Annotated in this window: 20 protein-coding genes; 14 read left to right on the top strand and 6 right to left on the bottom strand. The window is 69.4% G+C overall.

Annotated elements, in window-relative coordinates; genetic code table 11:
- Positions 1-105 precede the first annotated feature (105 nt).
- On the bottom strand, positions 106-1,296 hold the full coding sequence (locus tag DIE23_RS40695) for a collagen-like triple helix repeat-containing protein (RefSeq protein WP_311767804.1): 1,191 nt from the start codon (positions 1,294-1,296) through the stop codon (positions 106-108).
- Between DIE23_RS40695 and DIE23_RS40690 the strand changes: the two genes are divergently transcribed.
- Positions 1,280-2,116, top strand: coding sequence for a hypothetical protein (locus tag DIE23_RS40690; protein WP_311767803.1), 837 nt, complete (start codon positions 1,280-1,282; stop codon positions 2,114-2,116). The genes DIE23_RS40695 and DIE23_RS40690 overlap by 17 nt on opposite strands.
- A gap of 377 nt (positions 2,117-2,493) precedes the next feature.
- Positions 2,494-2,892: a carboxymuconolactone decarboxylase family protein gene (locus DIE23_RS05555; protein ID WP_124611189.1), complete on the top strand. Its 399-nt coding sequence runs from the start codon at positions 2,494-2,496 to the stop codon at positions 2,890-2,892.
- 83 nt (positions 2,893-2,975) lie between these two features.
- On the opposite strand, the gene DIE23_RS05550 is transcribed toward DIE23_RS05555, so the two are convergent.
- From DIE23_RS05550 to DIE23_RS05540, 3 genes are read right to left on the bottom strand one after another with little or no spacing between them, the layout of a single operon-like run.
- Positions 2,976-3,962 (bottom strand): alpha/beta fold hydrolase, encoded by a 987-nt coding sequence (locus DIE23_RS05550; protein ID WP_124611188.1) that lies wholly within the window; start codon positions 3,960-3,962, stop codon positions 2,976-2,978.
- Positions 3,963-3,969: 7 nt separating this feature from the next.
- Positions 3,970-5,532, bottom strand: coding sequence for an NAD(P)/FAD-dependent oxidoreductase (locus tag DIE23_RS05545; RefSeq protein WP_124611187.1), 1,563 nt, complete (start codon positions 5,530-5,532; stop codon positions 3,970-3,972).
- A complete protein-coding gene (locus DIE23_RS05540; RefSeq protein WP_124611186.1) occupies positions 5,529-6,455 on the bottom strand; it encodes an SDR family oxidoreductase in 927 nt (308 codons plus the stop codon). Before DIE23_RS05540 ends, DIE23_RS05545 begins: the two co-directional genes overlap by 4 nt.
- Positions 6,456-6,543: 88 nt before the next feature.
- Between DIE23_RS05540 and DIE23_RS05535 the strand changes: the two genes are divergently transcribed.
- Positions 6,544-7,200, top strand: coding sequence for a TetR/AcrR family transcriptional regulator (locus tag DIE23_RS05535; protein WP_124611185.1), 657 nt, complete (start codon positions 6,544-6,546; stop codon positions 7,198-7,200).
- A 92-nt stretch (positions 7,201-7,292) separates the two neighbouring features.
- On the opposite strand, the gene DIE23_RS05530 is transcribed toward DIE23_RS05535, so the two are convergent.
- The gene (locus tag DIE23_RS05530; RefSeq protein WP_124611184.1) at positions 7,293-8,246 is read right to left on the bottom strand and encodes a LysR family transcriptional regulator; all 954 of its coding nucleotides are present in this window, start codon (positions 8,244-8,246) and stop codon (positions 7,293-7,295) included.
- Positions 8,247-8,372: 126 nt separating this feature from the next.
- Between DIE23_RS05530 and DIE23_RS05525 the strand changes: the two genes are divergently transcribed.
- The 11 genes from DIE23_RS05525 (at position 8,373) to DIE23_RS05475 (ending at position 24,601) form a co-directional block, all read left to right on the top strand.
- On the top strand, positions 8,373-9,017 hold the full coding sequence (locus DIE23_RS05525) for a glutathione S-transferase family protein (RefSeq protein ID WP_124611183.1): 645 nt from the start codon (positions 8,373-8,375) through the stop codon (positions 9,015-9,017).
- A 39-nt stretch (positions 9,018-9,056) separates the two neighbouring features.
- On the top strand, positions 9,057-11,144 hold the full coding sequence (locus DIE23_RS05520) for a pyridoxamine 5'-phosphate oxidase family protein (protein WP_124611182.1): 2,088 nt from the start codon (positions 9,057-9,059) through the stop codon (positions 11,142-11,144).
- A gap of 132 nt (positions 11,145-11,276) precedes the next feature.
- Positions 11,277-11,480: a DUF2970 domain-containing protein gene (locus DIE23_RS05515; protein ID WP_124611181.1), complete on the top strand. Its 204-nt coding sequence runs from the start codon at positions 11,277-11,279 to the stop codon at positions 11,478-11,480.
- 494 nt (positions 11,481-11,974) lie between these two features.
- Positions 11,975-14,206, top strand: coding sequence for a TonB-dependent siderophore receptor (locus DIE23_RS05510; RefSeq protein ID WP_124611180.1), 2,232 nt, complete (start codon positions 11,975-11,977; stop codon positions 14,204-14,206).
- A 59-nt stretch (positions 14,207-14,265) separates the two neighbouring features.
- Positions 14,266-14,877, top strand: a complete 612-nt coding sequence (gene pnuC, locus DIE23_RS05505; RefSeq protein WP_124611179.1) for a nicotinamide riboside transporter PnuC — start codon at positions 14,266-14,268, stop codon at positions 14,875-14,877.
- A gap of 36 nt (positions 14,878-14,913) precedes the next feature.
- On the top strand, positions 14,914-16,104 hold the full coding sequence (locus tag DIE23_RS05500) for a phosphotransferase enzyme family protein (protein ID WP_124611178.1): 1,191 nt from the start codon (positions 14,914-14,916) through the stop codon (positions 16,102-16,104).
- Positions 16,105-16,346: 242 nt separating this feature from the next.
- Positions 16,347-17,654, top strand: coding sequence for a TolC family protein (locus tag DIE23_RS05495; RefSeq protein WP_124611177.1), 1,308 nt, complete (start codon positions 16,347-16,349; stop codon positions 17,652-17,654).
- Positions 17,655-17,680: 26 nt separating this feature from the next.
- Positions 17,681-19,144 carry an efflux RND transporter periplasmic adaptor subunit gene (locus tag DIE23_RS05490; protein ID WP_124611176.1) on the top strand — a complete coding sequence of 488 codons (1,464 nt, stop codon included), beginning with the start codon at positions 17,681-17,683 and terminating at the stop codon, positions 19,142-19,144.
- A gap of 137 nt (positions 19,145-19,281) precedes the next feature.
- On the top strand, positions 19,282-22,494 hold the full coding sequence (locus tag DIE23_RS05485; protein WP_124611175.1) for an efflux RND transporter permease subunit: 3,213 nt from the start codon (positions 19,282-19,284) through the stop codon (positions 22,492-22,494).
- Entirely contained in the window at positions 22,494-23,177 is a 684-nt protein-coding gene (gene irlR / locus DIE23_RS05480) for a heavy metal response regulator transcription factor IrlR (RefSeq protein WP_124611174.1), read from the top strand. The genes DIE23_RS05485 and irlR overlap by 1 nt, the downstream gene beginning before the upstream one ends.
- Positions 23,174-24,601, top strand: coding sequence for a heavy metal sensor histidine kinase (locus DIE23_RS05475; protein ID WP_124611173.1), 1,428 nt, complete (start codon positions 23,174-23,176; stop codon positions 24,599-24,601). Before irlR ends, DIE23_RS05475 begins: the two co-directional genes overlap by 4 nt.
- A 97-nt stretch (positions 24,602-24,698) precedes the next feature.
- Here the strand turns inward: DIE23_RS05475 and DIE23_RS05470 are convergent, their stop codons facing one another.
- Entirely contained in the window at positions 24,699-24,983 is a 285-nt protein-coding gene (locus tag DIE23_RS05470) for a DUF4148 domain-containing protein (protein WP_124611228.1), read from the bottom strand.
- Positions 24,984-25,069: the final 86 nt, after the last annotated feature.

Genomic DNA, 25,069 nt, shown 5'->3' with positions numbered 1-25,069 from the left:
GGGATGAGGGCCGGCGCCCCCGCTTGGCGGGTGGCGCCGGCCGTCGGCCGGGCTTGGGATTGGTATGTGCCCGGCCATCGGCCCGTTGTTCTGATACGTGAAGCGTTACTGTTTCGGGGTGGCGCCGAGCAGGCCGCCGAGCAGGTTCGTCACCGGCGCCAGCAGGTTGGTCGCGCCAGCCGTGGTGCCGCCGTTCGAGCTGCCGGTCAGGCCGGTCATGACGGTGCCGCCGCCGGACGGCGTCGTCACCGTGCCGGCCGCGCCGCTCGGGCTGGCCGTGCCGGCCGCGCCGAGCACGCCGGCCGGCGACGTCAGCGAGCCGGTGAGCGTGCCGACCGGGCCGCTCGTCAGCGCTCCGCCGAGGTTGCCGGTCAGGCTGCCGCCCGGCGTCGTGACCGTGCCGGTGAGGCTTGTGCCAAGCGGCGTCAGCGAGTTGACGAGGCCGGTGACCGGTGCAAGCAGGCCGCCGACGCCCGAGCCGCCGGTACCGCTCGTGCCGCTGGTGCTGCCCGTACCGCTCGAACCGAGGCCGCCGAGCGCACCCGTCACCGTGCCGAGCAGGCCGGTGATCGGTGCGAGCGGGCCGCTGCTGATGCCGCTCGTCCCGCTGGTGCCAGCCGAACCGCTCGAACTGCTGCCGCCGAGCCCGCCCGTCAGCGTACCGAGCAGACCGGTAATCGGGGCGAGCGGGTTGGTGCCGCTGCTCGAACTGCCGCTGGACAGCAGGCCGCCGGTCGACGTCACCGTGTTGCCGAGCTGGGACACGCTGCTGCCGGCGCTCGTGCCGACCGGGTTGCCGGTCGTGCTGCCGACCTGCGAACCGGCGAGGCCGAGGCCGCTGCCGAGCGTGCTCAGCAGGCCGCTGAGCGGGGCGCCGAGCAGGGTCGCGTTGCCGAGCGTCTGCGTCGCGCCAGGCGTCGTGACGCCGCCGGTCAGCGTGTTCGTGATCGGGTTGATCACGCTGCCGAGCTGCGTCTCGAGTTGCTGGACCGGCGCGCTGTTCAGCGCCGTGTTCAGCGCCGATGCGGTCGAGTTGACCGCCGTGCCGACCGTGTTGACGAGACTGCCGACCAGGGTCGTCGCCGGCGCGAGCGGCGACAGCGGACCGGTGCCGAGGCTCGTCACTGCGTTGCCGAGGTTGTTGACCGCGCCGCCGGCGCCGGTCAGCAGGCCGGTGGTCGACGTGAGCGTCGGGCCGAGCGGGTTCGGCGACACGCCGATCGAGCCGAGGCCGGCCGCGACGCCGCTGCCGAGCGACTGCACGCCGCTGCCTAGGCTGGTGACCGCGTTGCCGATGCTGGTGGCCGTCGTCGGGTTCGTGCCGGGGACTTGTACGCCGCCGACCTGCGAACCGCCGTTCGCAACCGTCGTGCCGAGTGCGGTGACGAGCGTTCCGGTTTGCTGGAAGACGTTGCCGAGCGGGGTGGCGCTGGTGCCGGAGGTCCCGGAGGTCCCGGAGGTGCCGGAGGTGCCGGAAGTGCCGGAAGTGCCGGAAGTGCCGGAAGTGCCGGAAGTGCCGGAGGTGCCGGAGGTGCCGGAGGTGCCGGAAGTGCCGGAAGTGCCGGAAGTACCCGAGGTACCGGAAGTACCCGACGTTCCGGAAGTACCCGACGTTCCGGAAGTACCCGAAGTACCGGAGGTGCCCGACGTACCCGAAGTACCGGAGGTGCCCGACGTACCCGAAGTACCGGAAGTACCGGAAGTACCGGAAGTACCGGAAGTACCCGAAGTACCCGAAGTACCCGAAGTACCCGAAGTACCCGAAGTACCCGAAGTGCCGGAAGTACCGGAAGTACCGGAAGTACCGGAAGTACCGGAAGTGCCCGACGTACCGGAGGTGCCCGACGTACCGGAAGTACCCGAAGTACCGGAGGTGCCCGAAGTACCGGAGGTGCCCGAAGTACCGGAAGTACCAGACGTACCTGAAGTCCCCGAACTACCGCCGCCGGACGTACCCGACGAGCCGCCGCCCGACGTCCCGGAAAGCCCCGAAGCGCCGGACGTTCCCGACGTGCTCGGCTTGATCGACGGCGTGACCGGACCGTCGACCGAGCCGCAGCCGTACAGTGTGACGAGCGACAAGACGGCCAGCGATACCGTCGTCTTCTTTAAGTAATGGTGCATGGTGCCCTTGACATTGGAAGTTGTGTCCGGGCCTTTACTGCAAATTCCGCGCCATGACGCCTTTCGAGCAACGCGCCGTTGCTTTGTTGCGGCAATCGGGAATATTGGCGCGAATTAAACGGAGGAATGGCAGTTTCGCGAGACGGGCGCGCCAGGTGCGCCGGTGCGCGCGCCGTGATGTTCCCGTAAGGAGCCGTAACGCCGGGCCGGATGTTACGTAGCGTTCGACCTGACGTTCCGCGTGTGACGCAGCCGGCCGCGACCCGAGGGCAGTGTCTTTGACGAAACGCCCGCGGGCCGCGAACATGACGCGAACCCACCCGGCCGCGGGCGACGCCGAAGCGGCCACGACGTCAGACAGGACACGACATGAGCGAACAGGACAGGGAACAGGGCAAGGCGCGACGCACCGAAGTCATGGGCGAGGCGTTCGTCGAGCGCGCGATGCGCGACCTCGACGGTTTTTCGCGGCCGCTGCAGAACTGGCTGAACGAGCACGCGTGGGGCAGCACGTGGCAGCGCGGCGGAATCGACCTGAAGACGCGCAGCCTCTGCACCTGCGCGATGCTGGCGGCGCTTGGCCGCAGCACCGAGCTGAAGGGCCACGTGCGCGGCGCGCTCAACAACGGCGCGAGCCTCGTCGAGATCCGCGAGGTGCTGCTGCACAGCGCGCTATACGCGGGCGCGCCGGCCGCAGTGGAAGCGTTCCGCAGCGCGCGCGAGGTGATTGCGGAACTCGGCCTGTCGTTGCCCGACGACGAAGGCTGACCGGCGCGCCGTGACCGGCGGTCGCGCCGTGGCCCCGGGACGTCGCCATGATCCGCGCGACCGCCCGGTCGACCCGCTGTCGATCAATGCTCGATATGCGTGCCTTGCGCCGGCGCATCGACCGGCGCGGCGGCGACATCGAGCAGCCAGTCCGCCGTCGCGTCCGGCATCGTGACCGGCAGCATGTGCCCGCCTTCGACGACCGTCAGCCGCACGCGCGCCGATTTCCGCGCCAGCGCCTCGCCGTGCGTGCGCCAGTTCAGGATCGGATCGGCGCGGCCGTACAGCACGTCGACCGGAAGTGAGAGGTCCGCGTAGCGGCGCTCCATCGCGGGCAGGTCGACGGGCGCCGACAGCAGGTCCGTCGCCGTCGCGTAGAACACATGCGGGCGCAGCCCGAGCAGGCCGCCGCCCTTCATCGGGAAGTCGCGCGGCACGGCTTCCGGCGCGAACACCTGCTTCACGGCCCCGCGGCCGGTCAGGATCGTCAGCGGGATCGCGAAGGTCCACGACACGAAGCGGCGCACCTGCGGCGACGGCAGCATCAGCGGCTTGAACGGCGCCGGCGGTTCGGTCTGCTCGTGCGACAGCGGCGCGATCAGCGCGAGCCGGCTCACGCGTTCCGGATGATTGAGGCCGACCGCGAGCGCGATCGCGCCGCCGAGCGAGTGGCCGACGAGCACGGGCCGGTCGAGCTTCAGCGCGTCGATGAACGCGGCGATCGTGCGGGCCTGCGCGAACACGTTCGCCTGCGAGCTGGCGCCGCGCAGCGAGCGGCCGGCGCCGGGCCGGTCGACGAGGATCACGCGATGGTGCTGCGCGAGCCGCGTGAGCGGCAGGTACGCGAAGTTGCGCCACTGCCCGGCGAGCCCGTGCACGAACACGAGCGGCGGGCCGCTGCCGTACTCGACGTAATGGATGTGGTCGCCGCCGATGTCGACGAAGCGGCCTTCGGGCGGAAACGCGCGCGTCACGCGGCGCGCGACGTAGCCGGAAAACAGCGCGAGCGCGGCGAGCACCGCGACGGCGCCGAGCAGCACGTTCTGGATCAGGTGAAGCGTATGGCTCATGTCGGCCTCAACGGGTTTCGAGTACGGGTTCGGCGACCGGCGCGTCGGCCGGGCCGGCTTTCGCGCGGCGTTCGAACTGCATGGCCGAATCGGCGAGCCCGCTGAACTTCAGCGACGCGAGATCGAGCACGTAGTTCTGGTGGAATTTCCACGGCTTGCGGTGCCCCTGCCTCGGCAGGATGCCGGCCGCGCGCTGGATATAGCCCGAGCTCAGGTTCACCGCCGGCACGTCGCCGAGATCGCCGGCCCCGAGCCGCGGCACGCAGGTGTCGTAGCCGTTCGCGCGCATGTGGTTGAGCAGCCGGCACACGTAGCGCGCGATCAGCTCGGCCTTCAGCGTCCACGACGCGTTCGTGTAACCGAACGACGACGCGAGGTTCGGCACGTCGCTGTACATCATTCCTTTATAGGACACCGTCTGCGGCAAATCGACCGCGCGGCCGTCGACCGTGACGCGCGCGCCGCCGAGCATTTTCACCTTCAGCCCGGTCGCGGTGACGATCACGTCCGCGTCGAGCTGCTCGCCGCTCTTCAGCTTCAGGCCGGTCGGCGTGAAGCGCTCGATCTCGTCGGTGACGATCGACGCGCGCCCCGCGCGGATCGACTTGAACAGGTCGCCGTTCGGCACGAGGCACACGCGCTGGTCCCACGGCATGTAGCGCGGCGTCAGATGCTTCGCGACGTCGAAGTCGGGGCCGAGCTGCTTGCCGGCGGCGCGGATGATGAACTGCTTCGTCCGCTCAGGCTTGCGGCGCGACACGTTGTACAGGTACATCGTCAGCAGCACGTTCTTCACGCGCACGAGCCGGTGCGCGAGCCGCGACGGCAGCACGCGGCGCAACGCGTTCGCGATCCTGTCGCGCGCGGGCAGCGACACGATGTAGGTCGGCGAGCGCTGCAGCATCGTCACGTGTTTCGCATCGGCCGCCATCGACGGCACCAGCGTGACGGCCGTCGCGCCGCTGCCGATCACGACGACGCGCCGGTTCGCGTACGACAGGTCCTTCGGCCATTGCTGCGGGTGAACGATTTGGCCCCCGAACGATTCCATGCCGGCCCAGTCGGGCAGGTAGCCGCCGTCGTAGTCGTAATAGCCGCTGCACATATAGAGGAAGCGGCACGTGTAGACGAGCGTGTCGACCGTGCCGTCCCGCGTGCGCTCGATGCGCACCGTCCAGCACGCGCGGTTCGAATCCCAGTCGGCCGCGACCACCTTCTGGCCGTAGCGGATCGTCTTGTCGATGCCGTACGCGCGCGCGGTGTCGCGGATGTAGTCGAGGATCGTCTGGCCATCCGAGATCGCCTTGTCGCTGTGCCACGGGCGGAAGCTGTAGCCGAGCGTGAACATGTCGGAATCCGAACGGATGCCCGGATAGCGGAACAGGTCCCAGGTGCCGCCGATCGCGTCGCGCGCCTCGACGATCGCGACGCTCGCATACGGGCAGCGCTTTTTCAGGTGATAGGCGGCGCCGATGCCGGACAGGCCGGCGCCGACGATCAGCACGTCGAGGTCGCGGCTGTCGCCGCAGGCGGACGGCGCGTCGCGCCGGTCGGTCGTCGTCGAGGTCATGCGCGGTCCTTGGTCGGTGTGGTCGGGAGCGGGGCCGCAGGGTGCGCGCGTTCTCCCACGGGGGCTTCCTTCGGGCGAAGATTGCGTGCGCGGGCGCGGCGCACGTGGCGCAGCATCAGCCGCTGATAGCCGGCGCCGAGCAGGCGCGCGAGCTTGTCGACGCGGCGCGCATCGGCGCCGACCAGCACGCGGCGCGCATTGCGCTCGACGCCTGCGAGAATCTGCCGCGCGGCGTCGTCGGCCGTCGTCGCGTTGATCAGGCGGTTCGCCTGGCGGCGGTGGGTTGCTTCGTCCTGGCCCGTGAGCGCATGAATGCTGGTGTCGACGCGGCTGGCGTCGACGATGTTGGTCGCGACGCCGCCCGGATGCACGCAGGTCGCGCTGACCGGCGCGCCGTCGAGTTCGAGCTCCATCGGCAGCGCCTCGGTGAAGCCGCGCACCGCGAACTTGGTTGCGTTGTACGCGCTCTGCGTCGGCATCGCGATGAGCCCGAACAGGCTTGACGTGTTGATCACGTGCCCGTCGCCCGACGCGCGCAGATGCGGCAGGAACGCCTGCGTGCCGTGCACGACGCCCCAGAAGTTGATGCCGACGATCCATTCGAGATCGGCGATGCACGCGGTCTCGGCACTCGCGGCCAGCGACACGCCCGCGTTGTTGAAGATCAGGTTGACCTTGCCGTGTTCGGCCCGTACGAAATCGGCCCATGCGAACACCGCGTCGCGGTCGGCGACGTCGAGCCGCCGCACGCTCGTGCGTACGCCGTGCTTCGTGCACGCGGCCGCCGTGCCGGCGAGGCCGACATCGTTGACGTCGGCGAGCGCGACCCCGCAACCGCGCCGCGCGAGCTCGACCGCAAGGCTGCGGCCCATGCCCGAACCGGCGCCCGTGATCGCGGCGACCTTGCCGGAAAAACCCTTCAATTGTCGTTCCTCCCGTTCCGCTTGCACTGCGCCGGCGGCGCGCTTATTGTGGTGTTGGTCGTCACCACTTTAGTTTTCGGGTGTCCTGATGTCAAATAGCGAAATGGAGAAAGCACTCGAAACGGAAAAGCGGGGTCGGGCGTACGGCGGAGTCGCACCCGAGGTACGGGCCGCCGAGCGGCGCGACGCGCTGATCCGCGCGGCGACGCGCGTGTTCGGCACGGTCGGTTTCCGCAAGGCGACCGTGCGGTCGATCTGCCAGGAGGCGAAGCTCAACGACCGCTATTTCTATGCGGCGTTCGACAGTACCGAGGATCTGCTGCGCTGCACCTACCTGCATCACGCGCAGCACCTGCACGAAGCGGTCGCGCGCGCGGTGGCCGAGCGCGGCGGCGATCTGAGCGAAAGCGTCGACGCGGGGCTCGCCGCGTTCTTCGGCTTCCTGCGCGACCCGTGCGCGGCGCGCGTGCTGCTGCTCGAGGTGATGGGCGTGAGCGCGGATACCGACATGACGTACCAGCGGATGCTGATCGACTTCGGCAAGCTGATCATGGCGATCGGCGCGGCGCGCGAGGCCGTGACACCCGCCGAGCGCACCGAGCAGCGGCTCGTCGGGCTCGCGTTGGTTGGCGCGATGACGAACGTCGGCGCGGCGTGGCTGCTCACCGGGTATCGCGACCCGGAGGCGCAGATGGTCGCGAGCTGCAGGAAGGTGCTGCTGGGGACGTTGCGGGAAGCGGGGTAGGCGGTCCCGGCCGGGCACCGGCTGGGCCCTGCAAGAACGTCACGCAAGGACCAGGCCCGATCGTGAAGATGATGTGACGGGCGGTCGATCCTTCAATCTTCGGCGCGCCTCGACCGCGTCGCACGCGCGGGCGGCGCGGCGCGTGTTTCCCCGATCCTCGCCTTCATCGCATCGATGAACGCGCGCACCTTCGGCGATGGCAACCGCGTCGACGGATACACCGCGTGAATCCCGGCTCGCGCCGAGCGCCACGCGGGCAGCAGCCGGACGAGCCGGCCGGCCGCGACGTCCTCCGCGATCGAAAAATCCGTCAGGAGCCCGAAGCCGCCACCGGCAAGCGCGATCGCGCGGCAGGCCGTCGCGGTGTTCGACACAACCGGCGCGACGCAGCGCACCGACGCGTGGCCGCCGCGCGCGTGATCGAGTTCGACCGTATGCGGGCGCGACAGCGTCGACAGCATCACGAACGGCAGCGCGGCGAGCGCGTCCGGATCGCGCGGCAGGCCGTGCCGCGCGACGAACGCGGGGCTCGCGACCAGCCATTTCTCGTACTCGCCGAGCTGCACCGCGCGATAGTTCGAATCCGCGAGGCGGCCGATGCGGATCGCGACGTCGAGATTGTCGGCGACGAGATCGACGACGCGGTCGTTCGCGATCAGTTCGACGTCGAGCCCCGGATGCGCGTCGCGCAGCGCGACGACGGCCGGCGCGACGACCAGCGCGCCGTAGTCGATCGGCACGCTCACGCGCAGCGTGCCGCGCAGCGGCCCCGTGTCGGACGACACCGCGTCGAGCGCGCTTTCGGTCGCGCGCACGATGTCGCGGCACGCGTCGTAGAACGCGCGCCCCGCATCGGTCACGCTCAGCCGCCGCGTGGTGCGCACCAGCAGGTTCGCGCCGACCTCGGACTCGAGGCGCTGCATGTGCGTGCTGACGACCGTCTTCGCGAGGCCGAGCCGCTCGGCCGCGGCCGTCAGCGAGCCGGCATCGACCACCGCGACGAAGATCGCCAGCCGGTTCAGGTTCACGTAGCGCAGATCGGCCATCGTCGATTGTCCTATGGGAGCGGATAATGTTTCAGCGATTATCCGTCTTCTGGGCGTGAACGGCGAGCGCTACGCTGGGGCCGTTCGTCGCCGATTCCCGGCGGCGCGAGATCCAGGAGCCTTTCCATGCCAGCCGCCAGCAAGCTCGCCCGTCCGGTTCGTGTCTATTCGTTCCCGCTGTCCGGGCACGCGCATCGCGTCCGGCTGTTCCTGTCGCTGCTCCGGCTGCCGTTCGAGACCGTCGACGTCGATCTCGCGGCGGGCGCGCAGCGCGAACCCGCGTTTCTCGCGCTCAATCCGCTCGGCCAGGTGCCGGTGATCGACGACGACGGAACCGTGCTCGCCGATTCGAACGCGATCCTCGTCTATCTCGCGAAGCGCTACGGCGACGCGCACTGGCTGCCCGACGATGCCGCCGGCGCGGCGACCGTGCAGCGCTGGCTGTCGTACGCGGCCGGGCCGATCGCAACGGGGCCGGCGGCCGCGCGGCTCGTCACCGTGTTCCGCGCGCCGCTCGATCACGACGCGGCCAAGCGCACGGCCGTGAAGGTGCTTGCCGTGATCGATCAGGAACTCGCCGGCAAGCCGTTCGCCGCCGGTGCGCAGCCGACGATCGCCGACATCGCCGCCTACACGTACATCGCGCACGCGCCGGAAGGCGGCGTGTCGCTCGAACCGTATCCGCACGTGCGCGCGTGGCTCGCGCGCGTCGAGGCGCTGCCGGGTTTCGTCGCGATGCCGTCGACCCGTGCCGGCCTGCTCGCCGCCTGACCCTGCGCGGCCACGACACGCCTTTACCGGGAGAATGCGATGACCGCGCCGACCGCCGCCGTACCGGGCTGGGAACTCGACGTTGCGCCGTTTCATGCGGGCGAACTCGCCGTGCAGCAGCGCGCGGGCGTGACGGAGGCCGCGGGCGCGGCCGGCCGGCGCGGGATCAGGCGCTTCATGCCGGACCAGCACCGGACGTTTTTCGCGCAGCTGCCGTTCTTCGTGCTCGGCGGCGTCGATGCGGGCGGCCAGCCGTGGGCGACGCTGCGGGTCGGGATGCCCGGCTTCGTGACGACGCCGGACGCCCGCACGCTGCGCATCGACGGCGATGGGTTGCCCGGCGATCCGCTGACCGGTGCGTGGCAGCCTGGCGTGCCGCTCGGCGGGCTCGGGATCGAGTTCGACACACGCCGGCGCAATCGCGTGAACGGCGTCGTGCGCGCGGTCGACGGCGGTGCGCTGACGATCGCGGTCGAGCAGAGCTTCGGCAACTGCGCGAAGTACATTCAGGGGCGCAAGCCGACGTTCGTGACGCGAGAAGCCGGGGCGTCCATCGTGCCCGACGTGTCGGACCGATTGAGCGACGCGGACCGCGCGCTGCTCGCACAGGCCGATACGTTCTTCGTCGCGAGTGCGAACACTGCGGCCGCTGCGGGGGCCGCGCGCGGCGCGGACGTGTCGCATCGCGGCGGCATGCCGGGCTTCGTGCGCGTCGACGACGCACACACGCTGACGACGCCGGATTTCAGCGGCAACCGCTTCTTCAACACGCTCGGCAACCTGCAGCACGATCCGCGCGCGGGGCTGCTGTTCGTCGATTTCGACAGCGGCGACCTGCTGTATCTCGCCGCGGATGCGGAGATCGTGTGGGACGGGCCGCTCGTCGCGTCGTTCGACGGCGCGCAGCGGGTCGTGCGGTTTCATGTGCGTGAGGTGCGGCGCACACGGGGCGTGCTGCCGTTCCGGTGGTCGGCGGTCGAGCGGGCGCCGCAGTTCGCGGGGATGGTGGGGGCTGCGCTCGCGGGTGGGCAGGCGGCATCGGTCGCCACATCGGCATCGCTGTCGACCTCCGCGTCCGTGCCCACATCGGCATCGGCCTCCAGCTGGCACCCGCTGCGCATCGTGAGGATCGTCGACGAAGCGCGCGCGATCCGCTCGTTTCATTTCGAACCGGCGGACGGCGGCGCGTTGCCGAGCTACGAAGCCGGACAGCACCTGACGCTGCGCGTTGCGTTGCCGGACAGCGATGCGCCGACGATCCGCAGCTACACGCTGTCGGACGCCCCCGGCGCGCCGCATTACCGGATCACCGTGAAGCGCGAAGGACGTGTATCGGCCTGGCTGCACGACCACGCGCGTGCCGGCATGACGCTCGACGCGCAGATGCCGCGCGGCCGCTTCACGTTCGACGTCGCGAGCCCGCGTCCGGCCGTGCTGGTGTCGGCCGGCATCGGCATCACGCCGATGATCGCGATGCTGCGCCGCGCGCTGGCCGACGACGCACCGTCGCGCCGCGTGGTGTTCGTGCACGGCGCGCGCGACACGGTTGACCGGCCGTTTGCAGCGGACCTGACGCGCATCGCGGACGCGGACCCGCGCGTATCGCTGCACTGGTTCGACAGCCGGCCGCAGCGCGACGGCGCGGCGCGGCCGGGCCGCATCGACATCGCGCAACTGAAGCGCATCCTGCCGTTCGACGACTACGACTTCTACCTGTGCGGGCCGTCCGCGTTCATGCGCGATTTGTACGACGGATTGCGTGCGCTGAACGTGCCGGACGAGCGTATCCGGTTCGAGGCGTTCGGGCCGTCGAGCGTCGTGCGCAGCGCGACCCGCGCGGCTGGGGCGCCGTTGGTGGTCAGCAGGTCCGTCGTGTTCCGCCGCTCGGCGCGCGACGCCGCATGGACGGCCGCCGACGGTACGCTGCTCGAATTCGCCGAAGGCCAGGGCGTGGCGGTGCCGTCCGAATGCCGGTCGGGGTCGTGCGGCACGTGCGCGACGCGCGTGCTGTCCGGTGCGGTCGATTACGTGCAGTCGCACGATGCGGCGATCGAACCCGGCTGCGCGCTGCTATGCGTCGCACGACCCGCCGAAGGGGCCACGGAGCCGCTCGTGCTCGACCGCTGACGTGCATGCGACGACCATGCGACACGCGGTCGCACAACGCGTGCTGCGCAAAAACCGCGCGCAACTGCTTCTTTTTCCGGAGACCTGTCGGATCGACGATAGCGTCAACCGATAGAGAAAAGGAGCAGCATCATGAAACTGTTCAGCATGATCCGCCTGGTTCTGTGGAGTTTCTTCGGCGTGCGCAACAGCAAGGCGCACGCGTCCGATCTCGCGAACGTCAACTTCACGCTGCTGCCGTTCGTCGCGATCATTCTCGCGATACTGGTTGGCGCGGTGATTTACGGCGTCGTGCATCTGGTCGTCGATCCGACGGTGACGATGCAGGGGTTCTGAGCGCTCGCCGAATCACGCGGGTTGCCCCACTCCCGCGTTCCCGCCTCCCGTTTCGGCCGATTCTCCTGCCGTCAGCCCCACCCGGGGTAAAATGCGCGCCACGCCGCGATGTCGCGCGCGACGGGCATTCCGCCGTTCCGACGAACGGCGCACGCAAATGCCCGGCGCCCGCGCCGGGGCGTTCGAAGCGTCCCCCCGCATGACAAGACCGCGCGGCGTCGCCGGCCGCCCGACCCGCTCGCGATCCACGGATCGGCGGCTGCGTCGGTGCCCGGCGCGTCACCGCTATCCGATGTCCCATCCTGCGCTTTCCCGATCGATCGGCACGCATGCGGCCCGATCGTCCGATTCGTTTGATGAATATCGTGTCGACGTATGTCCCAGGCGGTCCGCCGGGACCGTCGCGGGTTCTTGCGCGAGGTCGCGCTTCGCGGCGGCGTAACGTGTTTCGAGTGTGTCGACAGGGTCGAGTGGCGAGTTTTCCATCCAGAACAATGACGGTGAATAGAACAACAGCGGCGCCCGCATGGCGGCGGCGCACGAAGGTCGGGCTTGGCGTCGGTCTCGGCATCACGCTTTTCGCGGCGCAGGCTGCCGCGGCACAGGGCGACACGGCGGTATCCGACGCCGACGCGGCCGGCAGCGCGACGCTGCCGACGATCACGGTCAGCGGCGAGCGCGGCGGCGCGTTTCGCGTGCGCGAAGCATCGGTCGCGGGGCTCGACGATGCGCCGCTGCGTGACACGCCGGCCTCCGTCAACGTCGTCACGCGCGCGCAGATCGACGACCAGCAGGCGAAGCGCCTGAGCGACGTGGTGCGCAACGACGCGTCGGTCGTCAACGACTATGCGCCGGTCGGCTATTTCGAAGGCTTCGCGATCCGCGGTTTCCCGGTCGATCTCGCGAGTGCGATCCGGATCGACGGGCTGACGGTGTCCGGCGAGCAGAACGTGCCGCTCGAGAACAAGGAGCGCGTCGAGATCCTGAAGGGGCTGGCCGGCATCGACAGCGGCGTGGTCGCGCCGGGCGGCGTGATCAACTTCGTGACGAAACGCTCGGCGAACGTCGCGAGCGTGACGACCGGCGTCGACAGCCGCGGCTCGACGTCGGCGGCCGTCGATCTCGGCCGGCGCTTCGGCCCCGACAACCAGTTCGGCTTCCGGATCAATGCCGCGAAGGAGAACATGCACTCGTATATCGACGGCACGAACGGACGGCGCACGTTCGGCTCGATCGCCGCCGACTGGGACATCAGCCCGCGTGCGAGCCTGCAGCTCAACGCGGAATTCCAGCAGTGGATCCAGCGTTCCGCGCCCGGCTACCAGCTGCTCGGCGGCACGGTCGTGCCGTCCGTCAACACGACGTCGAAGGCGCTCGGCACGCAGCCGTGGGCGAAGCCGGTGACGACCGACGCGCTGAACCTGAACGCGCGCTTCGACTACCAGTTCAACGACGACTGGAAGGCCTACATCGCCGCGGGCCGCAGCCGCACGATGATCGACGACAACAGCGCGTTCGCGTACGGCTGCTATTACGCGGCGAGCTGTGCGGCCGGCACGACGTCGCCGTTCTTCTTCGGCGCGAACGGCGATTACGACGTGTACGACTTCCGCAGCCCGGGCGAATACCGCCGCAACGACGACCTGCGCGCGGTCACGACGGGCAGGTTCGCGACAGGCCCGCTGCGCCACGAGCTGACGCTCGGCGTGAGCGTGCAGCGCCGCGTCGTGCACATGGCGAATGCCGTTTACGACTATGTGGGCAGCGAGAATATCTACGGGCCTGACGTCGCGTTCGCACCGTCGCCGAATACGGCCGGGCCGTCGTATCCGCAGCTCGACTCATGGCAGTACGGCGTGTTCGGGCTCGACCGCATCAGCATCGGCGAGCACTGGCAGGTGCTCGCGGGCGGCAAGGAAGTGCTGCTGCGCCAGCGCAGCTGGAGCAGCCTCGACGGCGACGCGACGCACACCGACCGCTCGGTGTTCCTGCCGCAGGTCGCGCTCGTCTACAAGCCGGTGAACGTGCTGTCGCTGTACGCGTCGTACAGCAAGGCGCTGTCGCTCGGCGACCAGGCGCCGGTGCGCGCGACCAACGCGTATGCGTTCCTGCCGCCGGTCGAATCGCACCAGTTCGAGCTCGGCGCGAAATACGACTGGCTCGATCGGCTGAGCCTGACGGCTGCCGTGTTCTCGATCAGCAAGCCGTTCCAGTTCGCCGACCCCGATGCGTCGGGCACGAGCTATACCTTCGTGCAGCGCGGCACGCAGCGCCACCAGGGGATCGAGCTCGGCGCGGCCGGGCGGCTCACCGAGCGGCTGTCGCTGACGGCCAGCGCCGCGGCGATTCGCGCGCGCGCGTACGATTCGGGTTCGCCGGCGTACGAAGGGCACCAGATCATCAACGTGCCGGCGCTGCGTGCGTCGCTGTATGCGGACTATGCGGTGCCGGGCGTCGCGGGCCTGAACATGCTGGGCGGCGTCGAGTACAGCGCGGGCCGCAATGCGAACGAAGAGGGCACCGCGCGCGTGCCGTCGTGGTTCGTGTTCAATCTCGGCGCGCGCTATACGACGAAGATCGCGGGCCATCGCACGGTGCTGCGCGTATCGGTGGACAACCTGTTCAACAAGTTCTACTGGCGCGACGCGGGCGAGCAGCAGGGCGATGCGTACCTGTTCCCGGGCGCGCCGCGCACCGCGCGCGTATCGTTGACCTATGATTTCTGATCGTCCGGATCCGGCCGCGTGACGCGCAGCTCCGGCAGCTAACCAGGAGAGCACAGACGATGTCCCCACTCGAAATCGCCGGCGTGATCGTCAGCGCGCTCGCGATCTGGCTGACCGCGAAGCGGCGCATGCTGTGCTGGCCGGTCGGGCTCGCGTCGGTCGCGCTGTACGGCTGGATCTTCTTCGACGCGAAGCTGTATTCCGACATGCTGCTGCAGGGCGCGTTCGCGGTGCTGCAGGTGTTCGGCTGGCGCCGCTGGATCGCACAGCGTACGCTCGAGGCGGGCGGCGGCGCGGCGCCGCAAGGCGACGTCGCGCCCGTCACCGGCGTGCGGCCGCGGCAGATGCTGCCGGACCTGATCGCGGCCGTCGTCGGCAGCGCGCTGCTCGGCGGGATGATGGCGCGCTGGACCGATGCGGCGTTGCCGTTCGTCGATGCGTCGCTGACCGCGTTCAGCCTCGTCGCGCAATACTGGACCGCACGGCGCTATATCGCGTCGTGGGGGCTGTGGATCGTCGTGAACGTCGTGTACGTCGGGATGTTCGTGTTCAAGGCACTGTATCTGACGGCCGGACTCTATGCGCTGTTCATCGCGCTCGCCGTCGTCGGCTGGCGCGACTGGAGCCGGACGGCTGACGCGCTGCGCGCGACGGCGAGCCCGGCGGGCTGATTCACCGGCCGATTCAACTACGGAGCGACGTCGATCATGTCATTTCCACTCGAGCCGGACGGGCCGCTGTCGCGGGACGTCGCACCGCCGCAGTTCGGCGTCGACGGCGAGCAGGCCGAACGCGACTGGCCGCTGATGACGCACGACGAGGTGGCGGCGCTGCTCGCGCGCATCGACGGCGCGGGCGAACCGGCGCGGCTGACCTGGCACAGCCCGCGGCAGTTCGCGGCGGCCACGCTGGTGCGGATGACCGACGGGCGCGCGCTGTTCGTCAAGCGGCATCACGTGAGCCTGCGGGACGTCGCAGGGCTCGAGGAAGAGCATCGATTCATCGCGCATCTGCGCGAACGCGGGATGCCGGTGGTCGATGTGCTGGCCGATCGCCACGGCGCGACGGCCTTTGCGTCGGGCGACTGGACGTATGAGGTGCACGTGGTCGCGCCCGGTGTCGACCCGTATCGCGGCGTGATGTCGTGGCAGCCGTTCACGCATCCTTCGCATGCGTACGCGGCCGGCCGCGCGCTGGCCGAGCTGCATCGCGCGTCGGCCGGTTACGATGCGCCGGCGCGGCCCGTGCGCACGCTGCTGTCGAGTTTCCGCGTGCTGTCGTCCACCGATCTGGCGGGCGCGCTCGAGCGTTGGGTCGATGCGCAGCCGCTGCTGGTGCGTGCGCTCGGCACGCGCGACTGGCGCGGCGATGTCGCGGATGCGATCGGCCCGTATCACGCGCGCCTCGTGCCGCTGCTGCCCGCGCTGCCGCCGCTGTGGACGCACGGCGATTGGCATGCGTCGAACCTGCTGTGGACCGACGCGGGCCCCGGCGCGCAGGTGCGTACCGTGCTCGACTTCGGCCTGTCCGATCGTACCTGTGCGGTGATGGACCTCGCGCTCGCGATCGAGCGCAATACGGTCGACTGGATGGCGCCGCCCGATGCGCGCCGTGTCGAATACGAACAGATCGATGCGCTGCTCGACGGCTACGAATCGCTCGAACCACTGAGCGACGAAGCATATGCGGCGCTGGTCGCGCTGCTGCCGATCGTGCACACGGAGTTCGCGCTGTCGGAGGTCGCATATTTCGGGTGCGTCATCGATGCCCCGGCGATCGTCGATATCGCGTACGACGGCTATCTGATCGGGCATGCGCGCTGGTTCGGCGAGCGCGACGGGCAGCAACTGCTCGACTGGCTCGTGCAGCGTCGGCGCGCGAAGCAGGGGCGTGCCTGACGCGCTTGTCCTGGTTTCCGCGCACGCAATCCAATTTCCTGAGCGTCATCTTCCTGCCGTGCGGCGATCGCGCCGCACACTCACCGAAACCGTCTGTCCGCTGAAGTGGGACGCTGCTCCAGCAGGACACCGCACGTCCGCACGTTGCCGCGCCTAACATGACGGAATTGTCATCTTCGCCTCATGTTCGCACTGCGGCCGATCCGTAGCATCGATTGCGATCCGTTATCGCAGAACCGAACATGCTCAAGCTCACCTTCGCCGTGGCCGTTGTCTTCGCGACGGCCGCGACGGCCCATGCGCAAGCGCCGGAGGTCGTGGCTCCCGCCGCTTCCGGCGGTGCGGCGCCACGCGGCGCACCGCCGTCTGACACGTCATCGTTCCCCTCGCTGACGCTGTCCGACGCGCTCGCGACCGCGGCTCGCAACAACCCGGCACTGCGCGGCGCGCGCTCGGACGTCGATGCGTCTGCCGGCGTGCTGATGCAGGCCGGCGCGCGTCCCAACCCGGAAGTGTCGTTCCTGCAGGAAGGCTTCAGCCGCGCGGAGCGCACATCGACCGCGCTGATCAACCAGACCATCGAACTCGGCGGCAAGCGCCGTGCGCGGCTCGACGTCGCGTCGTACGGCCGCGAGGCCGCGAACGCGTCGCTCGACGAGCAGGGCGCCGCCGTGCGCGCCGATGTGATCGCCGCGTTCTATGGATTGCTTGCCGCGCAGCGGCAGCGCCAGGTCACCGAGGAATCGGCCGCGATCGCCGCGCGCTCCGCGGATCTCGCGGGCCGCCGCGCGCAGGCGGGCAAGGTGTCGCCGGTCGAGGCGACCAAGGCGCAGGTGGCGGCGGCCGGCGTGCAGATCGAGGTGGTGACCGCGCGCGGCCGCGTCGACGTCGCGCGCGAGAAGCTGAATGCGGTAATGGGCGAAGCGCGCGACGACCGGCGAGTCGCGCTCGGCGACCTGGAAACGGTGCCCGCGGTCGAGCCGCTGTCCGCGCTGACCGCGCAGCTCGACGACGCGCCGCTCGCCCGCGTCGCGCGCGCGGAGATGCTGCGCTCGAACGCGGCCGTGTCGCTCGAACGCGCGCGGCGCATCCCGGACGTGATGGTCAGCGCGGGCGTGAAACGGGTGACGACCGGCGGCGTGTCGGACAACCAGGCGGTGGTCGGCGTGTCGATTCCGATCCCGCTGTTCAACACCAACAAGGGCGCGTTGCTCGACGCGACGCACAAGGCCGAGCGCGCGAACGCCGATCTCGACCGCGAACGCGTGCGGCTGCGGCTCGAGCTCACGCAGGCGTATGCGAATTTCGACGCGGCTGCACAGGAGGCGCGTCGGCTGAAGACCGACATCCTGCCCGGCGCGCGGCTCGCGCTCGATGCGATGTCGCGCGGCTACGAGCTCGGCAAGTTCAGCTTCCTCGACGTGCTCGACGCGCAGCGCACGCTGTTCCAGGGGCAATCGCAATACGTGCGCGCGCTTGCCGACGCGCATGCGGCCCGCGCCGACATCGGCCGGCTCGTCGGCACGCCGCTGGCGGCCGTCGCGCAATAGCCGCGCTTCTTACCTGAAGGATCATCATGTCACGCAGCAGAATCTTCATCATTGCGGCGGCCGTGCTCGGCGGCGCCGGGATCGTGCTCGGCGCGCTCGCCGTCACGCGAGGCGGCGCGTCCGCGCCCGCGGGCACCGAAGCCGCCCAAGCGGCCGACGGTACCGGTTCGCACGGCGGCGTCGTGCTCACGCGCGGCAAGCTGTCGGTCGAAATCGTGATGACGGAAAAGCCCGGCGACGCACGGCTCGTCGTCTATCCGTTCGTCGACGGCAAGCCGGTCGACAAGGGCGTCGCCGTGTCCGGCACGCTCGTGCGATACGACCGCTCGCACGAGTCGATGCGGTTCGACGCGGCGGGCCGGAAGTTCGTCTCGGCGCAGTCGATCGCGAAGCCGCACGTGTTCGACGCGACGATCGACGTCAAGGCCGGCGTCGAGGCCGCGTCGTTCCCGTTCGCCCGCGCGGACGGCGCCATCGCGCTGACCGACGCGCAGTTGCAGACGTCGAAGATCGCGCTCGCGAAGGCAGGCCCCGCGCAGATCGCCACGCCGTTCCAGCTGCCGGGCGAGATCCGGTTCAACGAGGATCGCACCGCGCACGTCGTGCCGCGCGTGGCCGGCATCGTCGAGCAGGTGTCGGTGTCGCTCGGACAGAACGTCGCGAGGGGGCAGGTGCTGGCCGTGATCGCGAGCACCGATCTCGCGGACCGGCGCAGCGAACTGCTGACGGCCGAACGCCGGCTGTCGGGTGCGCGCGCAACCTATGAACGCGAACGCACGCTGTGGCAGGAGCGCATCTCGGCGGAACAGGACTACCAGCAGGCGCAGGTGCAGTTGCGCGAGGCCGAGATCGCCGTGCAGAACGCGCGGCAGAAGCTGGCCGCGCTGAACGCGCCGGCCGGCGCGGGCGCGTTGAACCGCTACGAGCTGCGTGCGCCGTTCGCCGGAACGATCGTCGAGAAGCATGCGACGCCCGGCGAGGCGATCGCCTCCGACGCGAGCATGTTCGTGATCTCCGATCTGTCGACGGTGTGGGCCGAGATGGCCGTGCCCGCGCATCGGTTGAACGACGTGCGCGTCGGCCGCGACGCGACCGTCAGCGCGACCGCGTTCGAATCGCGCTCGAGCGGCCCGATCGCCTACGTGGGCTCGCTGCTCGGCGAACAGACGCGCACCGCGCCCGCCCGCGTCGTGCTGCCGAATCCGGACGGCGTATGGCGGCCCGGGATGTTCGTCAACGTGTCGGTCGACGCGGGCAAGCAGGCGGTGCCGCTCGCGGTCGCGAGCGACGCGCTGCAGGACGTCGACGGCATGCCGTCGGTGTTCGTGCGCTCGCCGAAGGGCTTTGTCGCGCAGGCTGTCGAGACGGGGCGGCGCGACGAACGCGCGACCGAAGTGCTGAAGGGGCTCAAGCCGGGCCAGGAATACGTGGCCTCGAACAGCTTCGTGCTGAAGGCCGAACTCGGCAAGGGGAGCGCGGAACATGAATGAGCATGACGTATGCGCCGTTGCGCGACTCGCCACCCGGTTTGCGATTCGCCTGACGGCTCGAATTCCGGCCCGCCGCGTCATCGGCCGGGCAGCCCGTCCGGTGCGGGCGACCGTTCCCCGCTTCAAGGAATCCCGCCATGTTTGAGCGCCTGATCCGCTTTGCGATTGCGCACCGCTGGCTCGTGATGCTGGCGATCGCGGCCGTGGCCGCGCTGGGCGTGTTCAGCTATCAGAAGCTGCCGATCGACGCGGTGCCCGACATCACCAACGTGCAGGTCCAGATCAACACGGCGGCGCCCGGCTATTCGCCGCTGGAGGCCGAGCAGCGCATCACCTATCCGGTCGAGACGGTGATGGCCGGGCTGCCCGGTCTCGAACAGACGCGTTCGATTTCGCGCTACGGTCTGTCGCAGGTCACGGTGATCTTCAAGGACGGCACCGACATCTATTTCGCGCGGCAGCTCGTCAACGAGCGCATCCAGGAAGCGAAGGACAAGTTGCCGGCCGGCATCGCGCCCGCGATGGGGCCGACGTCCACCGGTCTCGGCGAAATCTACCTGTGGACCGTCGAAGCCGACGCGGCCGCGCGCAAGCCCGACGGCACGCGCTATACGGCAGCCGACCTGCGCGAGCTTCAGGACTGGGTCGTCCGTCCGCAACTGCGAAACGTGCGCGGCGTGACCGAAGTGAACTCGATCGGCGGCTACGTGAAGGAATACCGCGTCGCGCCGAACCCGGCGAAGCTGATGTCGTACGGGCTGACGCTCGCCGATGTCGTGCGCGCGCTCGAACGCAACAACGACAACGTCGGCGCGGGCTACATCGAGAAGCGCGGCGAGCAGTACCTGGTACGCGTGCCGGGCCAGGCGCGCACCGTCGACGACATCGCCAACATCGTGCTGACCAACGTCGGCGGCGTGCCGGTGCGGATGAAGGAGGTCGGGCAGGTCGACATCGGCCGCGAGCTGCGTACCGGCGCCGCGACGTCGAACGGCGAGGAGGTCGTGCTCGGCACGGTGTTCATGCTGATGGGCGAGAACAGCCGCTCGGTCGCGAAGGCAGTCGCCGCGAAGATGGAAGACGTGAACCGCACGCTGCCGGCCGGCGTGAAGGCGATTCCCGTCTACGACCGCACCGTGCTAGTCGAGAAAGCCGTCGCGACGGTGAAGAAGAACCTGCTCGAAGGCGCGATCCTCGTGATCGCCGTGCTGTTCCTGTTCCTCGGCAACATCCGCGCGGCGCTGATCACCGCACTCGTGATTCCGCTGTCGATGCTGATGACCTTCACCGGGATGGTCAACGCGAAGGTCAGCGCGAACCTGATGAGTCTCGGCGCGCTCGACTTCGGGATCATCGTCGACGGCGCGGTCGTGATCGTCGAGAACTGCGTGCGTCGGCTCGCGCATGCGCAGGCCGTCGCCGGCCGGCCGCTGACGCGCGACGAGCGCTTCGCGGAAGTATTCGGCGCGTCGCAGGAGGCGCGCCGCGCGCTGATCTTCGGGCAACTGATCATCATGGTCGTGTACCTGCCGATCTTCGCGCTCACCGGCGTCGAAGGGAAGATGTTCCATCCGATGGCCGTGACCGTCGTGATGGCGCTCGCCGCCGCGATGGTGCTGACCGTCACGTTCATTCCGGCCGCAGTCGCGCTGTTCATCGGCGAACGCGTCGAGGAGAAGGAGAACCGGCTGATGGGTTGGGCGCGGCGCGCGTACGAACCGGTGCTCGCCGCGTTCATGACGCGTCCTACGCGCGTGATGCTCGGCGCCGGCGCGATCGTGCTGGCAACGCTCGGGCTCGCGACGCGGCTCGGCAGCGAGTTCATCCCGAGCCTGAACGAGGGCGATCTCGCGGTCGCCGCGCTGCGGATTCCCGGCACGAGCCTGTCGCAGTCGGTCGAAATGCAGAAGGCGATCGAGAAGACGCTGAAGGCGCGCTTCCCCGAAATCGAGCGCGTGTTCGCACGCACCGGCACGGCCGAGATCGCGGCCGACCCGATGCCGCCGAACCTGTCGGACGGCTACATCATGCTGAAGCCGGCCGACCAGTGGCCGGACCCGAACAAGCCGCGCGACCAGCTCGTGCGCGAGATCGAGGAAGCGCTCGCGGAACTGCCGGGCAACGCGTACGAGTTCTCGCAACCGATCCAGTTGCGCTTCAACGAGCTGATCTCGGGCGTGCGCAGCGACGTCGCGGTGAAGATCTTCGGCGACGACATGGCCGTGCTGAACCAGACCGGCGAGCAGATCGCGGCCGCGTTGCAGAAGGTGCCGGGCGCCTCCGAGGTGAAGGTCGAGCAGACCACCGGGCTGCCGGTGCTGACTGTCAACCTCGACCGCGACAAGCTCGCGCGCTACGGCGTGACGGTTGCGGACCTGCAGGACACGGTCGCCGCGGCCGTCGGCGGGCAGAAGGCCGGCACGCTGTTCCAGGGCGACCGCCGCTTCGACATCGTCGTGCGGCTGCCGGACGAGCTGCGCTCCGACATCGAGGCGATCAAGCGGCTGCCGATCGCGCTGCCCGCGCCGGCCGCCGGCGCCAGCGCGCCGCTCGCGCAAGCGCCGTATGTGCCGCTTGCGGAACTCGCGACGATCGAGGTCGCGCCGGGCCCGAACCAGATCAGCCGCGAGGACGGCAAGCGGCGCGTCGTCGTCAGCGCGAACGTGCGCGGCCGCGACGTCGGCTCGTTCGTCGCCGACGCGCGCGAGCAACTGCGGCAGGACGTGCGCGTGCCGGCCGGCTACTGGGTGTCGTGGGGCGGCCAGTTCGAGCAGCTGCAAAGCGCGAGCGAACGGTTGAAGCTCGTCGTGCCGCTCGCGCTGTTCATGGTGTTCGTGCTGCTGTTCGTGATGTTCAACAACGTGAAGGACGGGCTGCTGGTCTTCACCGGTATCCCGTTCGCGCTGAGCGGCGGCGTCGTGTCGCTGTGGCTGCGCGGGATTCCGCTGTCCATCACCGCGGCGGTCGGCTTCATCGCGCTGTCCGGCGTCGCGGTGCTCAATGGTCTCGTGATGATCTCGTTCATCCGCAACCTGCGCGACGAAGGGATGCCGCTCGACACGGCCGTGCGCGAGGGCGCGCTCACGCGGCTGCGGCCCGTGCTGATGACCGCGCTCGTCGCGTCGCTGGGTTTCCTGCCGATGGCGTTCGCGACCGGCACCGGCGCCGAGGTGCAGCGCCCGCTCGCGACGGTCGTGATCGGCGGTATCCTGTCGTCCACGGCGCTGACGCTGCTCGTGCTGCCGGTGCTGTACCGCGTGAGCCATTCGGTGTCGTGGCGCGCCGTGTTGCGCGGCGGGTTCGGCGCGGTCGTGCGGCGCCGGCTGGGTTTCTTCAAGGGTAACGTGTGATGCGAATTCTGATTGTCGAGGATGAACCGAAAACGGGCGCCTATCTGCGCAAGGGCCTGACCGAAGCCGGCTATGTCGTCGACTGGGTGGAGGACGGCATCACGGGCCAGCACCAGGCCGAGACCGAGGAGTACGACCTGCTCGTGCTCGACGTGATGCTGCCGGGGCAGGACGGCTGGACGCTGCTGCAGAACCTGCGCCGCAGTAAATTGACACCCGTGCTGTTCCTCACCGCGCGCGACGACGTCGGCGATCGCGTGAAGGGGCTCGAACTCGGCGCCGACGATTACCTGGCCAAGCCGTTCGACTTCGTCGAGCTCACCGCGCGCATCAAGTCGATCCTCCGGCGCGGCCAGCCGCGCGATTCGAACACGCTGCGCGTGGCCGATCTCGAACTCGACCTGACGCGTCGCAAGGCGACGCGTCAGCGCGACACGATCCTGCTGACCGCGAAGGAATTCGCGCTGCTGTGGTTGCTGATGCGTCGCGAGGGCGAGATCCTGCCGCGCGCGACGATCGCGTCGCAGGTGTGGGACATGAATTTCAACAGCGATACGAATGTCGTCGATTCCGCGATCCGGCGGCTGCGCTCGAAGATCGACGACGCATACGAACCGAAGCTGATCCACACCGTGCGCGGGATGGGCTACGTGCTCGAAGTGCGCGACGGCGCGGCGACATGATCGCGCGCCTGCTGCCGCGCACGCTGCGCGGACGCCTGACCGCACTGATCATCCTGTCGACGTCGGTGATCCTCGCATCGAGCGGCATCGCGCTGTACGAGGCGCTGAGCAATCGCATCGGGACGACGGCGGCCGAGCAGATGGCCGGCATTTCCGCCGCGCTGGGCACGCACCTGGCCGAAGCGCGTTCGACCGCCGACGTCGCGCGCAACACCGATATCTGGGTCGACCAGCTGCATGGGCATCCGAACATGGATCTCGCGATCTACGATGCGGCCGGCACGCGCATCGTCGGCACGCCGGGGTTCCGGACCTATGCGCCGCTGTTGTCGACGGACGCGGGCCGCATCCCGGTGTTCGTCGCACCGCCCGGCGTGCGGCACCAGTATCTGGTGATGACCGTACCGCTCGCCGGCGCGGGCGCGCCCGTCGTGCGCGTCGCGGTGCAGTACGACCGCAGCGCCGACGTGCTGCTGCTGCGCACGCATGCGTACACGATCGTCGTGATCGAGGTGTTCGGCGTCGTGCTGGCAGCCGCGATCGCCTACGGCATCGCGGCGCTCGGGCTGAGCCCGCTGCGTCGTTTCGCGGCGCGGGCCGAGCAGATGTCGACGAGCCGGCTGGCCCATCCGTTGCCGGAACTCGATACGTCAGGCGAACTGAAGGAACTGGAACACGCGTTCAACGGGATGCTCGCGCGCCTGAACGAATCGTTTACGCGGCTGAGCCAGTTCTCGTCGAATCTCGCGCACGACATGCGCACGCCGCTCACGAACCTGCAGGCGGCCGCGCAGGTCGTGCTGTCGCAGCCGCGCAGCGCGGATGAATACCGGAACGTGATCGAGTCGAGCATCGACGAGTATCAGCGGCTGTCGCGGATGATCGAGGACATGCTGTTCCTCGCGCGCTCGGAGCAGGCCGGCACGTCGATCGACGTGCGACGGCTCGATGCGGCCGAGGAAGCGTCGCGTGTCGCCGGCTACTACGAGCCGCTCGCGGAGGATGCGGGCGTGTCGGTGAAGGTCGACGGCCATGCGTGGGTCGATGCGGATCTCACGCTGTACCAGCGCGCGTTGAGCAACCTGCTGTCCAATGCGCTGGCTTACGCGCCGCGCGGCAGCGTCGTGACGATCGATTGCTCGGAGAAGGGCGGCGTGACGACGATCGCTGTGTCGGATACGGGGCCGGGCATCGACGCGCAGCATGTCGCGCGGATTTTCGAGCGGTTCTATCGCGTCGATCCGTCACGTCACAATTCCGCGTCGGGCACGGGCCTCGGCCTCGCGATCGTCCGGTCGATCATGGACAACCACGGCGGCGAATGCGGCGTCGCCAGCGATCCCGGCCGGCGTACGACATTCTGGCTGCGCTTTCCGCAGCGTCCGCCGGTCGTGCCGAAGGCTGTGCCTGCAGCCCATGCGTGAGTCGGCGGCAATCCGGCACGGCCGCACGTTCGCCGCGACAAGGCGGCGCGCGGCACGCTGCCCGCGATCGCGGAACAGCGCCCGCGCCTGACCGGCATCAGCGGGTCGCGAGGCTGTCGTGATTGTCGGCCTGCGGTGCCTTCTCGCCGGCATGCACCGAAATCCCGTGAAGCTCCTTGTTACGCGCGACGATCTCGGCGGTCGGCGGGTACTGCGTCTTGCTCGTCGGCAGCGTGCCGTCGTGCTGCGCCTGCTTCAGTTCGTTGATAACTTCGGCGCGGGTCTTGCCCTGCGTTTGCGTTTGTGCGAACGCGGCTTGCGAGGCCACGCCGAGCGACAGCGTGGCGGTGATGAACAGGGTCGTGAGTTTTGCCGTTTTCATGGGGTTCTCCGTGATGAGGCCGCCGGGTGGCGATCCATGGACCCAGTATGCGAAAACAGCCGGGCGTGACCGTGATCGCAAGATGA

It is taken from the genome of Burkholderia sp. Bp9143 (assembly GCF_003853645.1).
In the GTDB taxonomy this organism is placed as follows: domain Bacteria; phylum Pseudomonadota; class Gammaproteobacteria; order Burkholderiales; family Burkholderiaceae; genus Burkholderia.
Note: the sequence above shows the minus strand (reverse complement) of the source record. Positions and strands in the feature narration are given on the sequence as shown.

Bases quoted from the DNA above. Each gene is read 5' to 3' on its own strand.
- DIE23_RS05525 (WP_124611183.1), top strand. From the start codon at position 8,373: ATGCCAGCCGCCAGCAAGCTCGCCCGTCCGGTTCGTGTCTATTCGTTC.
- DIE23_RS05530 (WP_124611184.1), bottom strand. From the start codon at position 8,246: ATGGCCGATCTGCGCTACGTGAACCTGAACCGGCTGGCGATCTTCGTC.
- DIE23_RS05495 (WP_124611177.1), top strand. From the start codon at position 16,347: ATGCTCAAGCTCACCTTCGCCGTGGCCGTTGTCTTCGCGACGGCCGCG.
- DIE23_RS05475 (WP_124611173.1), top strand. From the start codon at position 23,174: ATGATCGCGCGCCTGCTGCCGCGCACGCTGCGCGGACGCCTGACCGCA.
- DIE23_RS05485 (WP_124611175.1), top strand. From the start codon at position 19,282: ATGTTTGAGCGCCTGATCCGCTTTGCGATTGCGCACCGCTGGCTCGTG.
- DIE23_RS05545 (WP_124611187.1), bottom strand. From the start codon at position 5,532: ATGACCTCGACGACGACCGACCGGCGCGACGCGCCGTCCGCCTGCGGC.
- DIE23_RS05535 (WP_124611185.1), top strand. From the start codon at position 6,544: ATGTCAAATAGCGAAATGGAGAAAGCACTCGAAACGGAAAAGCGGGGT.
- DIE23_RS05555 (WP_124611189.1), top strand. From the start codon at position 2,494: ATGAGCGAACAGGACAGGGAACAGGGCAAGGCGCGACGCACCGAAGTC.
- DIE23_RS05500 (WP_124611178.1), top strand. From the start codon at position 14,914: ATGTCATTTCCACTCGAGCCGGACGGGCCGCTGTCGCGGGACGTCGCA.
- irlR (WP_124611174.1), top strand. From the start codon at position 22,494: ATGCGAATTCTGATTGTCGAGGATGAACCGAAAACGGGCGCCTATCTG.
- DIE23_RS05470 (WP_124611228.1), bottom strand. From the start codon at position 24,983: ATGAAAACGGCAAAACTCACGACCCTGTTCATCACCGCCACGCTGTCG.
- DIE23_RS05520 (WP_124611182.1), top strand. From the start codon at position 9,057: ATGACCGCGCCGACCGCCGCCGTACCGGGCTGGGAACTCGACGTTGCG.
- DIE23_RS05550 (WP_124611188.1), bottom strand. From the start codon at position 3,962: ATGAGCCATACGCTTCACCTGATCCAGAACGTGCTGCTCGGCGCCGTC.
- DIE23_RS05515 (WP_124611181.1), top strand. From the start codon at position 11,277: ATGAAACTGTTCAGCATGATCCGCCTGGTTCTGTGGAGTTTCTTCGGC.
- pnuC (WP_124611179.1), top strand. From the start codon at position 14,266: ATGTCCCCACTCGAAATCGCCGGCGTGATCGTCAGCGCGCTCGCGATC.
- DIE23_RS05510 (WP_124611180.1), top strand. From the start codon at position 11,975: ATGACGGTGAATAGAACAACAGCGGCGCCCGCATGGCGGCGGCGCACG.
- DIE23_RS05490 (WP_124611176.1), top strand. From the start codon at position 17,681: ATGTCACGCAGCAGAATCTTCATCATTGCGGCGGCCGTGCTCGGCGGC.